The organism is Streptomyces sp. NPDC001270, from assembly GCF_042896695.1.
Classification (GTDB): domain Bacteria; phylum Actinomycetota; class Actinomycetes; order Streptomycetales; family Streptomycetaceae; genus Streptomyces.
Map to the genome: position 1 here is coordinate 90,853 of NZ_JBIAXM010000019.1, position 13,668 is coordinate 104,520.

Genomic DNA, 13,668 nt, shown 5'->3' on the forward strand with positions numbered 1-13,668 from the left:
CCGTGGCCTCCCCGCTCGTCTGGCTCGACCGCTCCGGCGACCAGCTGATCTTCTACGTCCGCTCCCTGCTCTGGGTCCCGCGCACCCTGCGCCGCTATCTGAAGGAAGTGCAGCGGCTGCTCGCCGAGGTCGTCTTCGGCACCGGCGGCCTCGGCGTGATCGGCGGCACCATCGGCGTGATGATCGCCATGACCCTGTTCACCGGGACCGTCGTCGGCCTCCAGGGATACGCCGCGCTGGACCAGATCGGCACCGCCGCGTTCACCGGGTTCGTCTCCGCGTACTTCAACACCCGCGAGATCGCCCCGCTCGTCGCCGGACTCGCCCTGTCCGCGACCGTCGGCGCCGGTTTTACCGCCCAGCTCGGGGCCATGCGCATCAACGAGGAGGTCGACGCCCTGGAGGGCATGGGCATCCGATCGCTGCCCTATCTGGTCACCACCCGCATCATCGCCGGAGTGGTCGCGATCGTCCCGCTGTACGCGGTCGGGCTGCTCTCCTCCTACCTGGCCTCGCGCTACGTCACCGTCCTGTTCAACGGCCAGTCCCGGGGCACCTACGACCACTACTTCAACCTGTTCCTGTCACCCACGGACGTCCTGCTCTCCGTCCTCAAGGTGCTCATCTTCAGCGTGATGGTGATCGTCGCCCACTGCTACTACGGCTACCGCGCCTCCGGCGGCCCGGCCGGCGTCGGCGTCGCGGTGGGCCGCTCGGTGCGCAACGCCATCGTGGTGATCAGCCTCACCGACTTCTTCCTGTCGCTCGCCCTGTGGGGAGCCACCACGACCGTGAAGGTGGCGGGGTGAGATGAACAGCCCACGAGGCCGGTCGCTGCGCCACCGGCTCGCCGGAGTGGTCTTCCTGGTGGTGCCCCTCCTGCTGATCTGGCTGGCCGTCGCCGTCTACGACAAGAAGTTCACCGACTCCGACCCGGTGGTCGTCGAGACCGGCACCGTCGGCAACGAGATGCACCTGGGCGCCGAGGTGAAACTGCGCGGCGTCGTCGTCGGCGAGGTCCGCCGCATCGAGTCCACCGGGGACGGCGCCCGGCTCACCCTCGCCCTGCGGCCCGGCGCCCTCGCCGACATCCCCTCCGACGTCAGCGCGCAGATGCTGCCGACGACCCTGTTCGGCGAGCGGTTCGTGGCCCTCGTCCCGCCGACGCACCCCTCCGACCGGCCGCTCCCTGCTGGAGCCGTCATCCCCCAGGACCGCTCCGCGAACGCCGTCGAACTGCAACGGGTCCTCGACGACGTGCTGCCGATGCTCACCGCGGTCCAGCCGCAGAAGCTCTCCGCCACGCTGTCCGCCGTCTCCCGGGCCCTGGAGGGACGCGGCGAGCAGCTCGGCGAGACCCTCGGCCGACTCGACGCGTATCTGCGCGAGTTCAACCCCGACCTGCCCACCCTCAACCGCGACCTGAAAGAACTCGTGAAGGTCAGCAACGTCTATGCCGACGCCGCGCCCGACATCGTCACGGCACTCACCGACTTCACCACCACCAGCGGCACCCTGGCCGAGAAGTCCGGTGACCTGGCCGCCACCCTCGGCGCCACCATCGGCGCGGCCGACGACCTGACGGCCTTCCTGCGCGGGAACAAGGACACCATCATCCGGCTCAGCGCCGACTCCCGGTCCACCCTGGAACTGCTCGCCGAGTACTCCCCGTCCTTCCCGTGCACCCTGCGCACCCTCGCCGACTTCGTCCCGGAGATGGACAAGGCCCTCGGCAAGGGCACCGACCGGCCAGGACTCAGGGTCGACGTCACCACCGTGCCGTCCCGCGGCGCCTACGTCGCCGGCCGCGACACCCCGTCCTACGACGCCGGGGGCGGCCCCCGCTGCTACCCCGTGCCCTACCTCGGCGTGCCCGTGAAACCGGCCGCACAGGTGCCCGCGTCCGCCGACCAGGACCTCGGGCTCGCCAACTCCCCGCAGGAGAACGCCCTCGTCAACGAACTGCTCGCACCGGCCACCGGCGACCGGCCCGCCGACCTGCCGGACTGGAGCAGCCTGCTCGCCGGACCGGCGCTGCGCGGCACGGAGGTGACCCTGCGATGAGCACGCCCGCCCCCGCGCACACCCGGCGCCGCCCGCTCACCGGCCCCGTGCTGAAGTCCCTGGCCTTCCTGGTGGTCACTGCGCTGGCCACGACCGTACTCGGACTGAGCGTCGCCAACACCGGAGTGGTTTCGGACACCCGCTCCTACAAGGCGCTGTTCACCGACGTCACCGGACTCGTCGACGGCGACAGCGTGCGCATCTCCGGGGTGAAGGTCGGCGAGGTCACCGACGTCCGCGTCGTCGACCGGCGCACCGCACAGGTCACCTTCACCGTCCGCGACGACCGCACCCTGCCCCGTTCGACGACCGCGGCCGTCAAGTACCTCAACATGGTCGGACAGCGCTATGTCTCCCTCGACCGGGGCAGCGGGGACCTCACCGGCACCCTGGCGGGCGGCGACACCATCCCGCTCGCCCGCACCTCGCCCGCCCTCGACCTGACCCTGCTGTTCAACGGTTTCAAGCCGCTGTTCGAAGGGCTGTCGCCGAAGGACGTCAACGAACTCGCCGGCTCCATCGTGCAGGTGTTGCAGGGCGAGGGCGCCACCGTCGACAGTCTCCTCCAGCACGTCGGCTCGCTCAGCACCACGGTGGCCGCGAAGGACGAAGTCATCGGCGCGGTCGTGAAGAACCTCAACACGATCCTGACCACCCTCAACGACCGCGAGGCCGACTTCGACAACCTCGTCGGCACCCTCCGCCGGCTCATCTCCGGCTTCAACGAGGACCGCAAGCCCCTGGGGCGGGCCGTCGCCGCCATGGGCGACCTGACCACGGTGACCGCGGACCTCCTGAACGACGGGCGGGCACCCCTCGCACAGGACATCGGCGAACTGGGCCGGCTCTCCGCCAACCTGGGCGCCGCCACCCCCGAGATCGAGAACTTCCTCGCCAGGACCCCGGCCAAGATGACCGCCCTGGGCCGGCTGTCCTCGTACGGATCGTGGTTCAATCTCTACCTCTGCGAGGCACGTGTGAGCGGCGTGACCACCACCGACGGCTTCGAGCCGCCCACCGGGATCGCCGTCACGGAACCGAGGTGCGGCGCATGAGCCCGCTGACCCGGGCCGGCCGCCGCGACGGCGACGGCACCACCGGCGCCGGACGGCGCCGCGGCCCCCGGCTGAAACCCGTCAAGGACCGCAACCCGGTGGCCGTCGCCCTCGTCGGTCTGCTCCTGCTGGCCCTGCTCACCGTCTTCGCGTACAACGCCGACCGGCTGCCGCTGATCGGCGGCGGCACCACCTACAGCGCCGACTTCAGCGAGTCGGCCGGCCTCGAAAAGGGCGACGAGGTGCGCGTCGCGGGCGTCAAGGTCGGCCGGGTCACCGGGGTGTCCCTCGACGGCGCCAAGGTGAAGGTCGGCTTCGAGATCGACGACGCCTGGATCGGCGACCGGACCACCGCGGCCATCGCCATCAAGACACTGCTCGGCGAGAAGTACCTGGCCCTGGATCCGCTGGGCGACGCGCGCCAGGACCCCGGCAGCCGCATCCCGCTGGCCCGCACCACCTCGCCGTACGACGTGACCCAGGCGTTCCAGGATCTCAGCAGCACCGTCGACGACATCGACACCCGGCAACTCGCCAAGAGCTTCGAGACGATCTCCGAGACCTTCCAGGACTCACCGCCCGACGTGCGCAAGGCCGCCACCGGTCTGTCCGCGCTGTCCGAGTCCGTCTCCAAGCGGGACGCGCAACTCGCCGAACTCCTCAGCGGCAGCGCCCGGTTCACCAAGACGCTGCAGGACCAGAAGTCCAGCTTCGAGACCCTCATCGAGGACGGCGGCTCCCTGCTCGGCGAGTTGGAGGACCGCCGCACCGCCATCAGCGCCCTGCTCAAGGGCAGCCGGTCCCTGTCGACGCAGCTGAGCGGACTCGTCGCGGACAACGAGAAGCAACTCGGCCCCACCCTCACCGCGCTCGGCCGGGTCACCACGGTCCTGGAGGAGAACCGCACCCAGCTCGACCGCACGCTCGCACTCGTCGGCCCCTACTACCGGCTCGTCGGCAACACCCTCGGCAACGGCCGCTGGTTCGACAGCTATCTCTGCGGGGTTGTGCCCCGCGACTACCTGCCCGATCCATCCCGGACCGAGCCGTGCAAGCCGCCGAAACAGCCCGCGCAGACCCAGGGGAGCGGTGAATGATGACCAGGCGCAGCAGACTCCTCGCAGCCGGCGTCGCCTTGGTGGTGGTCGCCGCCGGGCTGGGCGTCGCCCGGGTCCTGGACTCGACCGGCACCCGGCTGACCGCCTACTTCGACCGTGCCGTCGGCGTCTACGCCGGTTCCGACCTGCGCATCCTGGGCGTCCGGGTGGGCGAGGTGGCGTCGGTACGGCCACAGGGCACCCGGGTGCGGGTGGAACTCGCCCTCGACGACGGCGTACGGGTTCCGCGGGGCGCCCGCGCCGTGATCGTGGCGCCGAGCGTCGTCGCCGACCGCTATGTGCAGCTCACCCCCGCCTACCGCACCGGGCCCGCGCTCGCCGAGGGCGCCGTGCTGCCCGCCTCCCGCAACGCGACGCCCGTCGAGATCGACCAGCTCTACGCCTCGATCACCGACCTCGGCAAGGCGCTCGGCCCCGACGGAGCCAACTCCTCCGGTGCCCTGTCCGACCTGCTGACGACCGGCGCCGCCAACCTCGACGGCAACGGCAGGGCGATCGGCGAGGCCATCGAGCAGTTCGGCAAGGCGGCCAAGACCCTCAGCGGCAGCAGCGACGACCTGTTCACCACGCTCAGCCGGCTCCAGTCGTTCACCGGCATGCTCAAGGAGAAGGACTCCGACGTGCGCACCGCCCAGGAGCGCCTGGACACGGTCGTCAGCTTCTTCGCCGACAACAAGGACGACCTCACCGGCGCGCTGCGGGAACTCGGCACGGCACTCGTGCAGGTCAAGCGGTTCATCGAGGACAACCGCGGCGAACTGAAGAAGAACGTCGACCGGCTGGTGCCGATCACCCGGACCCTCGTCGAACAGCGGGCCTCGCTGGCCGAGGCCCTGGACGTGGCGCCGTTGGCCGCGGACAACGTCGTGTCCGCCTACAACACCGACACCCGCACCCTCGACGGCCGCGCGAACCTCAACGAGATCAGCATGGGCGGACCGCTGCTGCCGCTCCCGGCGACCGGCGGCTCCGCCTCCTCGGGGGAGGCGAAGCAGTGAGACGCGGCATACGCAGACGCAAGGGCGCGGGAGCCGGTGCGGAGCCCGCCGCCCGCCGCCCGTACGACCAGGAGACGGGGGAGGAGCGGGAGAAGCCGGGGAGCCGGGAGGAGCAGGAGGACCGGCGCGGCCAGGACGGGCCGGACGGGCAGGGAAGCCCGGCGGACCAGGACGGCCAGGACGACCGGACGGACCCGGACGGCGAGCCGGGCACGGCCGCGGCCTCGGTCCGGCGCAAAGTGCTCACCGGCGGCGTGGCCGTGGGCGCCGGCCTGGGCGGACTGCTCGCCCTGGCACTGGGCTTCACACTGGCGGTCGGAGCCTTCTCCGTCCCCCTGCCGCGGTTCGACGGCATCGAGGACCTGCCGCTGCCCGGCGGCGCCGACCTCGGCCCCCACCCCTACACCGTCACCGCCGAACTCGACGACGTACTCAGCCTCGTCCCGCAGGCCGCCGTCAAGGTCAACGATGTCGCCGTCGGCAGGGTCACCGCCATCGACCTCGACCACGACGGCTGGGCCGCCCGCGTCACCATGAAGATCAACGGCAACGTGCGGCTGCCCGCCGACGCGGGGGCCCAGCTGGAGCAGTCCAGCCTGCTCGGCGAGAAGTACATCCAGCTCGTCGCGCCCGGCAAGCCGACCACCGCCGACCGGCTCGGCGACGGCAGCGTCATCCCGCTCGCCCGCACCGGCCGCAACACCGAGGTCGAGGAGGTGTTCGGCGCGCTGTCCCTGCTGCTCAACGGCGGCGGCGTCAACCAGCTCAAGACCATCACCAAGGAACTGAACGCGGCGCTCGGCGGACGTGAGGACGAGGTCCGTTCGATGCTCGACCGGGTCAACACCCTGGTGACCGACCTCGACGAGCACCGCAGCGACATCACCGACGCCCTCGACGGCGTCAACCGGCTCGCCGCCACCCTGGCCGGCCGCAAGGACGACGTACGCACGGTTCTCACCGACCTCTCGCCCGGCCTGCGGACCCTGGAGGAGCAGCGCGGCTCGCTGCTGACCATGCTGCGCTCCCTCGACACCCTGTCCGGCGTCGCCGTCTCCACCGTCAACGCGAGCAAGGACGACATGGTCGCCGATCTCAAGGCCCTCGCGCCCAGCCTGCGAGCCCTCGCGGACGCGGGTACCGACCTGCCCGACTCGCTCCAGGTACTGCTGACCTACCCGTTCACCGACGAGGTGCTGCAGGGCGTCAAGGGCGACTACCTCAACGCGTACCTGAGCATGGTCGCCGCCCCCGGCACCGAGGTCATCGCGCCGCTGGTGCCGCGGCGCACCCCCTCGCCCTCCGCCTCCGCCACCGCACAGGGCACCCCGGACACGGTCCGCAAGGGCACCGCCGGGAAGTCCGGCAAGGACACCGCCGCCACCCCGAACCCGACGTCGGCACCGCTGCCGCTGCCGTCCGTCACCACGCCCGCCCCGGACGGAGGTGCCACGCGGTGATCACCCTCGCGGTACGCCTGAAGAACCTCGCTTTCCTGATCATCGCCGTCCTGGTGCTCGGCTTCGTCGGCATCCGCTACGCCGACCTCGGCCGCTACATCGGCGTCGCCGACTACTACACCGTGGACGTGCGGCTTCCGCGCACCGGCGGCCTGTTCACCCACTCCGACGTCACCTACCGCGGTGTGTCGGTGGGCCGCGTCGGACCGATCGGCCTCACCGCGGACGGGGTGGTCGCCGAACTGCGCATCAAGAAGTCCGCACCGCGCATCCCCGCCGACACCCGTGCCGTGGTGGCCGGACTGTCCGCGGTCGGCGAGCAGTACATCGACCTGCGGCCGGCCGGCGACGGCGGGCCCTATCTCGCGGACGGCGCCCGGATCGACCAGGCCGACACCGAGGTGCCCGCGCCCGTCACCGACGTCCTCTCCAGCGTCGACAGCCTCGCCCGGTCCGTGCCGCTGGACGACCTGCGGACGGTCGTCGACGAGTTCGGCAAGGCGTTCGAGGGACACGGCGACGACCTCCAGGTACTCCTGGACAACGGCAGCGCCTTCATCGAGGCCGCCGACCGGGCCCTGCCGTCCACCAGTCTGCTGATCGACGACAGCGAGACCGTGCTGCGCACCCAGTCCGAGGAGGCACGCGCCATCCGCGACTTCGCCACCGGGGCCGAACAACTCGCCCGCTCCCTCAAGGGGTCCGACGCCGACCTGCGCCGGCTGCTGACCGTCGCCCCCGACGCCGCCACCCAGGTCAGCGGCCTCCTGCGGGACCTGGACCCGAGCCTCGGCGTGGTCCTCGCCAACCTGCTGACCACCTCCGAGGTCGCCGTCACCCGGCAGCGCGGCATCGAGGAACTGCTCGTGAAGTACCCGGCGGCCGTGTCCGCCGGCGCCACCGCCGTCGACGGAGGAAAGGTGAACTTCGGCATGGCCGTCACCTTCTTCAAGCCCCTGCCCTGCACCGCCGGTTACGGCGGCACCCGTTACCGCGACGGACTCGACCTCGGCACCGCGCCGCCGCTCAACACCGACGCGTCGTGCACCGCCCCGGCCGCGAGCGGGAAGAACGTACGCGGCTCGGCGCACGCCCCCCGGGGCGGGCCGGTACCCGACCCGGTCGAGCCGCCCTCGCTGCCCTCGGGCAGCGGTGCGCCGGCCGCCGCATCCGCGCAGTTGCCGGGCGCGCTCGCCCTTCCGGGCCTGGGCACGGACGCTCCGACGGACCTGGCCGGGCTCCTCGGCCCGGACACGGGGAGCGCCCGATGAGGCCCGCCCGGATCGTCGCCGCCGCGGGGCTCGCCCTGGCGCTGGGGTTCTGCGGGACGGGCGCGTGGACGTACGCGCAGGCCCGCGGCGACGACTCGCTGGCCTACGGCCGTGAGCGGGACGCGGCGCTCACCGACGGACGCCGGGCCGTCGCCGTGCTCACCACGCTCGACGCCTCCACCAAGGAGCGGTCGCGGGCGGGCATCCGGGCCTGGCAGGCGGCCTCGACCGGCCCGCTCCGGGACGAACTGGGCCGCACCGAGCCCCGTACCGGCCCCTCGGCCCGTGGCACGGTCACCGAGGCGGCCGTCACCGCCCTGGACACCCGCGCCGGGACGGCCAAGCTCATCGCGGCCGTTCGCGTAGAGGTCACGCAGGGCGGGACGAAGTCGTCGAGCACGGACCGCAAACGGCTGGAGGCGGTTCTCGCCCGCACGGGCCCGGGGGGGGAGTGGAAGGTCCAGGCACTGAACGCGGTACCGCTCGCGCGGACGGCGGAGGAGGACGACGGATGACGCGGCTGCTGCGCGGTGACAGGACGCGGGAGAGTACCGGGCCGGCCGGCGAACCGGCCCCGCCGACGCCGGAGGACGGGCCGGAGGACGGCACGGTCGTGAGCGCGGTGCAGACGGCCCCGGCGGAACCAGCCGAGGACACCACGGGGGCGGCCCGCCGGGCCGTGGGGGAAGCGGCGGCGGACGAGACGCCGGAAGCGCCGTACACCGGACCGGAGGACGAGGCGGAGCGAGCCAGGACCGCCAGGCCGGAGGACGAGGCGGCCGAGGTGCCGGAGCCCGCCGAGGCGGCCGAGGTGCCGGAGAGCAGCACGGACCCGGAGAGCGCCACGGACCCGGAGAGCGAGGCGCCCGCCCGTGGCCGCCTGGGTGACCGGCTGCGGCGGATCACGGTCGCCGTGGTCGCCGCGGTCCTCGTCCTCACCGGCGGCGGCTTCTTCTACGGCGCCCATCAGCTGAGGTCCACCGCCTCGGCCCAGAACCGCGCCCTGACCGACACCGAGGCCACCACCCGCGTCGCGGGCGACGTCGGGAACGCACTCGGCCGGGTCTTCTCGTACACCCCGGACGGTCTCGCCGCCGCCGAACGCTCCGCGCGTTCCGTCCTGGACGGCCGGGCCGCCCGCCAGTACACCGAACTCCTCGACCGGATCGGCGCGGAGGTCACCAAGCAGCGCGTCACGCTGAGCACCCAGGCCGTGCGGGTCGGAGTGATCGAACTCGACGGCGACAGCGCCCGGCTGCTGGTCTTCCTGGACCAGGTCTCCCGCCGCGACAAGGCCGCGCCCACCTCGGCGGCGGCCCAGCTCACCGTCACCGCGCAACGGGAGCGGGACCAGTGGCGGATCGTCGACATCAAGACCCGCTGACCATGCGCGGGAGACGGGAGCACCTCATGAAACGCCCGGTCCGCATCCGCGCCGGAGTCCGGACGCTGCCGGCCCTGGCCCTGGCCCTCGTCCTTGTCGCGGGCGGGTTCGCGGCCTGGACCGGCTGGGACTGGTACGCCGCGGCCCACGACGACTCAGCGGCGTACGCCGTGCAGCGTGACGCGGCGCTGGCCGCCGGTGAACAGGCCGTGCAGAACCTGAACACCCTCGACCACCGCGACGTCGAGCACGGCCTCGACCTGTGGGAGTCCTCGACGACCGGCGATCTCCACGACCAACTGGCCTCCGGACGCAAGGAGTTCGCCGACCAGGTCGAGAAGGCGAAGACGGTCAGCACCGCGCGGGTGCTGTCCGGCGCCGTGACCGAACTCGACGACCGGGCGGGCCGGGCCCGGATCCTCGTCGCCCTGCGGGTGACCGTGAAGGCGTCCGGCGGCGAGAGCACCGACAAGGACAGCCGCATGCTCGGCGAACTCACCCGGACCGGCGGCAGCTGGAAGCTCAGCGCCCTGGGCCAGGCGCCCGTGGGCGGCACGTCAGCCGGCTGACCCGGACCCGCGCCGCGGGAGCCGGCCGCACGAGAGGACGACACACCCGATGTCGACGACCCGTCACCACATCAACCGTCAGCGCCGTCGCCGGGTCCGCGAGGCCCGGCCCACGGTTCGGGGACCCGGCACGGCACCGGGCGGTCCGGCCGACGACGCCGCGCCTGCCGTGTCCGCCGCGGCCCCGTCCGGCCGGGCCCGTGCCGGGCTCGCGGTGCTGCCGGTGCGCGCCCCGTCGGCCGCGTCCCGGCGCGGCACGACCCCCGGGACCGCGGAGCGGCCGGACGGGGCGGACACGACGGCCCGCCGGAAACGGCTCCGTCGCCCCTCCCGGGCCGTCGGCCTGACCCTGCTGTGTCTGCTGACGCTCGTCCTCGGCGGCTTCGCCGGCTGGGCGCATGCCCGGGCCGAAACCCTCCGCGACGACCCGGCCGTCCGCAACACCGCGCTGACCGACGCCGCCCGCACCAGCGACATCAAGGGCCAGACGGAGAAGGCGGTCGCCGCCCTCTTCTCCTACGACCACGCCGACCCGGCCCCCTTCGACAAGGCCGCGAAGGAACTGCTCACCGGGAAAGCCGTCGCCCAGCACGCGGACCTGTTCGCCGGCGTCCGGTCCCGTGCCGACCAGCAGAAGGCGGTGATCACCACCACCGTCACCGACAGCGCGGTCGAACGCATCGACGGGGACCGGGCCCGCGTCCTCGTCTACGCCGACCAGAGCAGCGTCAGCACCGCCGGGGACAAGGGCGCTGCCGGCGCGAAGGACCAGCAGGCCGCGGACGGCGGCGCCTACGCCGGGGCGATGCTCGCGGTCGACGTGGTGCTGCGCGACGGGCGCTGGCTCGTCTCCGGCATCGACACCTTCGGCCGCTGACCGCCCCGGCGTCACCGGGCGGAACGGCCCACCGGCCCCGGCGCCGATGACACTCCACCGACAAGGGAGCGACAGTCATGCCCGCACGCCGCGTACGCCGCCCGCAGGCCCGGACCCTACGGGGCCTGCGGGCCACCGCCGTCGCCGTCGCGGCCGTGGCGGCCCTCACCGCCTCACAGGCACCCGGCCTCGTACCGGGTACCGAGGACGGCTCCCGCAGGCCGGCCGCGGACGACGCACCCACACCGCCCTCGGGGACCCCGTACACGGATCTCACCCCGCCCGGCGACGGCTCGTACCACACCGAACTGCCGCCGCTGACCACCCCGCAGATCCCGCTCAGCACCGGGGAGATCACCCGGATCGGGACCGAGTCCGGTATCCCGGCCACCGTGCTGCGCGCCTACCGCGCGGCCGAGACGGCCATCGGCAGGACACACCCCGGCTGCCGGCTGCCGTGGGAACTGCTCGCCGCGATCGGCAAGGTGGAGTCCGGCCACGCGCGCGGCGGCGCCGTCGGCCCCGACGGCACGACCCTGGGCCGGATCACGGGCCCGCGGCTCGACGGCCAGGGCTTCGCCCTGATCCGGGACACCGACGGCGGGGCGCACGACGGCGACGCGGTGTACGACCGGGCGGTGGGGCCGATGCAGTTCCTGCCCTCGACCTGGGCCCGGTGGGGTGTCGACGGCAACGGTGACGGCCGCGCCGATCCGAACAACGTCTTCGACGCGGCCCTGGCCGCCGGGCACTACCTGTGCGCGGGGGACCGGGACCTGGCGCGGGCCGCGGACGTCGACCGGGCGATCCTCAGCTACAACTACTCCCGCACCTACCTGAACCTGGTCCGGGAGTGGCTGGCCTTCTACCGGCGGGGCGTGCACAGCGTGCCCGACGGCGAGGGCGTCGTCCCGCACTCCCCGGGGGCCGGCGGCGACACCCGGGCGACCCGGCCCGTGGACGGGGAGGGCGGCACCGGGGGCGGGATCATCATCGGCCCCGACCCGGGCGGCCCCACGCCCACGCACACCCCGTCGCCCTCGCCCTCGTCCTCGCAGAGCCCAGGCCCGTCGCCGTCCTCGACGGTCCCGGACCCGTCGCCCTCGCCGGACGAGCCGCCGGGACCGGATCCGTCCGACTCCCCGACCGGGGGCGGCTCGGCCACACCGGACCCCACCGACTCCGCCACGCCGTCCCCGGACCCGACGGACCAGCCGTCCTGCCCGGAGCCCTCACCGACCGCTTCGTCCGACGATCCGGCGGCCCCCGACCCGGGCACCGCGGACGACCTCCCGGACTGTCCGCCGCCCACCCCGATGGCCTGACGACGCGTCACGGCGGCCGAGCGGAGAACGCGGGAAGCGGCCGGCGGGAATCGCGCACCGGCGCGACATATCACTGACGACGGCGGGCGCTCCGGCGCCGCCGTACGGGCCCGTACGGTAGCGGTCGGCACCGCCCGCCGTCGCGGGGCCGCTCCCGGCGGCGCCGCGCGCCCGGTCACGCCCTTCGTGCGCCCGGCCTGTTCGGGTGAACCGCAGCGTGGCCGGGGCGGGGACCGGGGAGGGAACGCTGCGGCGTCGCAGTCGCGGTGACGCCGTCCGCCCGCGCCGTACGAGGGCCTCCCTCGTACTCGACACAGGAGTGATCCCCGGTGCCCGTGCCCTCGACCCTGGACCACCGTTCCCGCAGCTACAGCCTCGATCTGGCCTACTGGCTGGCCACCGCGTCCGACCTCGCCTACAAGGACGAGGCCACTGTCGAGGAACGGGCCCGCGCCTGGGGCTTCGACCGGGTACGGCACCACCGGACCCGGTTCACCCCGCCGTTCCCGCTGGAGGACACCCAGGCGTACACCGTCGCCAGCGACGACATGATCATCACGGCGTTCCGCGGCACCGAACCCACCCAGATCCGCGACTGGCTCTCGGACGCCACCACCCCGCCCTGGCCGGGACCGGCACGGACCGGATACGTCCACCACGGCTTCGCCCAGGCACTGGAGTCGGTCTTCCCGGCCGTGCGTGCCGCCGTCGAGGAGTACCGGACGAACGGGCAGGGCCTGTTCTTCACCGGCCACAGCCTCGGCGGCGCCCTGGCCATGCTCGCCGCCGCCCGCCTCTACCTGGAGGCCCCGAAACTCCTCGCCGACGGCGTCTACACCTACGGCCAGCCCCGCACCTGCGACCGGCTGCTCGCCGCGGCCTGCGACAAGGGCTTCAAGGAGCGCATGTTCCGCTTCGTGAACAACAACGACATCGTCCCGCAGCTACCGCCCGAGCCGGCCTTCACCCATGTCCAGGCACTGCGCCACTTCGACGCGGACGGCAGGATCCACGCGTCGATGTCCCTCCTCGGCGGCCTGACCGACCGGGCCAGGGGCCTGACCGCCGACGCTCTGGCCCCCGCCGCCGACGGCGTCCGCGACCACTTCATCCACCACTACATCGCCGTGCTGGAGAAGAACCTCGCCTGACGGCCCGGCCCGAGGACGCGGCCGGCGTCAGCCGGGGAGCGAGCCGTACAGGCCCGCGCCCACGGCCGCGAAGACGGCGCTTGCCCACCCCGGCCAGGCGCGTCCGCGCCGCCGCGCGAGGTGGGCGAGCGCCGTGGCCGCCATGGCGGGCCACAGGACGCCGAAGGCGGCGGCACCGACCGAGAACCGGCTCGCGCCGGCCGCGTACCCGGTGACCGCCGCGACGGCGGAGACGGGGAAGTCAGGGCCGTACGGCTGCCAGGCGCCCACCGTCTCCCGGGTGCGCCCGGCCCCGACGGAGCACACGACCGAGCCAACCGACGCGACACCGGCCACCGCGGTCCACACGAGCGCGGCTGTGACCAGGAGGCGGTGCACGGCTACCTTTCGTGGCGG

Annotated in this window: 14 protein-coding genes; 13 read left to right on the top strand and 1 reads right to left on the bottom strand. The window is 73.3% G+C overall.

What is annotated here, in order from left to right:
- Nucleotides 1-2: 2 nt before the first annotated feature.
- The 13 genes from ACFY2B_RS28975 (at nt 3) to ACFY2B_RS29035 (ending at nt 13,272) form a co-directional block, all read left to right on the top strand.
- Entirely contained in the window at nt 3-809 is an 807-nt protein-coding gene (locus ACFY2B_RS28975) for an MlaE family ABC transporter permease (RefSeq protein ID WP_376532260.1), read from the top strand.
- A 1-nt stretch (nt 810) separates the two neighbouring features.
- Nucleotides 811-2,064 (top strand): MCE family protein, encoded by a 1,254-nt coding sequence (locus ACFY2B_RS28980; protein WP_390766008.1) that lies wholly within the window; start codon nt 811-813, stop codon nt 2,062-2,064.
- Entirely contained in the window at nt 2,061-3,119 is a 1,059-nt protein-coding gene (locus tag ACFY2B_RS28985) for an MCE family protein (RefSeq protein ID WP_390766009.1), read from the top strand. Before ACFY2B_RS28980 ends, ACFY2B_RS28985 begins: the two co-directional genes overlap by 4 nt.
- Entirely contained in the window at nt 3,116-4,216 is a 1,101-nt protein-coding gene (locus ACFY2B_RS28990) for an MCE family protein (RefSeq protein WP_390766010.1), read from the top strand. Before ACFY2B_RS28985 ends, ACFY2B_RS28990 begins: the two co-directional genes overlap by 4 nt.
- A complete protein-coding gene (locus ACFY2B_RS28995) occupies nt 4,216-5,235 on the top strand; it encodes an MCE family protein (protein WP_390766072.1) in 1,020 nt (339 codons plus the stop codon). Before ACFY2B_RS28990 ends, ACFY2B_RS28995 begins: the two co-directional genes overlap by 1 nt.
- A 239-nt stretch (nt 5,236-5,474) precedes the next feature.
- The gene (locus ACFY2B_RS29000) at nt 5,475-6,695 is read left to right on the top strand and encodes an MCE family protein (protein ID WP_390766073.1); all 1,221 of its coding nucleotides are present in this window, start codon (nt 5,475-5,477) and stop codon (nt 6,693-6,695) included.
- Nucleotides 6,692-7,966: an MCE family protein gene (locus ACFY2B_RS29005; protein WP_390766011.1), complete on the top strand. Its 1,275-nt coding sequence runs from the start codon at nt 6,692-6,694 to the stop codon at nt 7,964-7,966. The genes ACFY2B_RS29000 and ACFY2B_RS29005 overlap by 4 nt, the downstream gene beginning before the upstream one ends.
- Nucleotides 7,963-8,481: a hypothetical protein gene (locus ACFY2B_RS29010; RefSeq protein ID WP_390766012.1), complete on the top strand. Its 519-nt coding sequence runs from the start codon at nt 7,963-7,965 to the stop codon at nt 8,479-8,481. The genes ACFY2B_RS29005 and ACFY2B_RS29010 overlap by 4 nt, the downstream gene beginning before the upstream one ends.
- Nucleotides 8,478-9,350, top strand: a complete 873-nt coding sequence (locus tag ACFY2B_RS29015; protein WP_390766013.1) for a hypothetical protein — start codon at nt 8,478-8,480, stop codon at nt 9,348-9,350. Before ACFY2B_RS29010 ends, ACFY2B_RS29015 begins: the two co-directional genes overlap by 4 nt.
- A 26-nt stretch (nt 9,351-9,376) precedes the next feature.
- The gene (locus tag ACFY2B_RS29020; RefSeq protein WP_390766014.1) at nt 9,377-9,919 is read left to right on the top strand and encodes a nuclear transport factor 2 family protein; all 543 of its coding nucleotides are present in this window, start codon (nt 9,377-9,379) and stop codon (nt 9,917-9,919) included.
- Between the two features lie 49 nt (nt 9,920-9,968).
- Entirely contained in the window at nt 9,969-10,796 is an 828-nt protein-coding gene (locus tag ACFY2B_RS29025; protein ID WP_390766015.1) for a hypothetical protein, read from the top strand.
- Nucleotides 10,797-10,873: 77 nt separating this feature from the next.
- Nucleotides 10,874-12,121 (top strand): lytic murein transglycosylase, encoded by a 1,248-nt coding sequence (locus ACFY2B_RS29030; protein WP_390766016.1) that lies wholly within the window; start codon nt 10,874-10,876, stop codon nt 12,119-12,121.
- Nucleotides 12,122-12,450: 329 nt separating this feature from the next.
- A complete protein-coding gene (locus ACFY2B_RS29035; RefSeq protein ID WP_390766017.1) occupies nt 12,451-13,272 on the top strand; it encodes a lipase family protein in 822 nt (273 codons plus the stop codon).
- A gap of 27 nt (nt 13,273-13,299) precedes the next feature.
- On the opposite strand, the gene ACFY2B_RS29040 is transcribed toward ACFY2B_RS29035, so the two are convergent.
- On the bottom strand, nt 13,300-13,650 hold the full coding sequence (locus tag ACFY2B_RS29040) for a hypothetical protein (protein WP_390766018.1): 351 nt from the start codon (nt 13,648-13,650) through the stop codon (nt 13,300-13,302).
- Between the last annotated feature and the right edge of the window lie 18 nt (nt 13,651-13,668).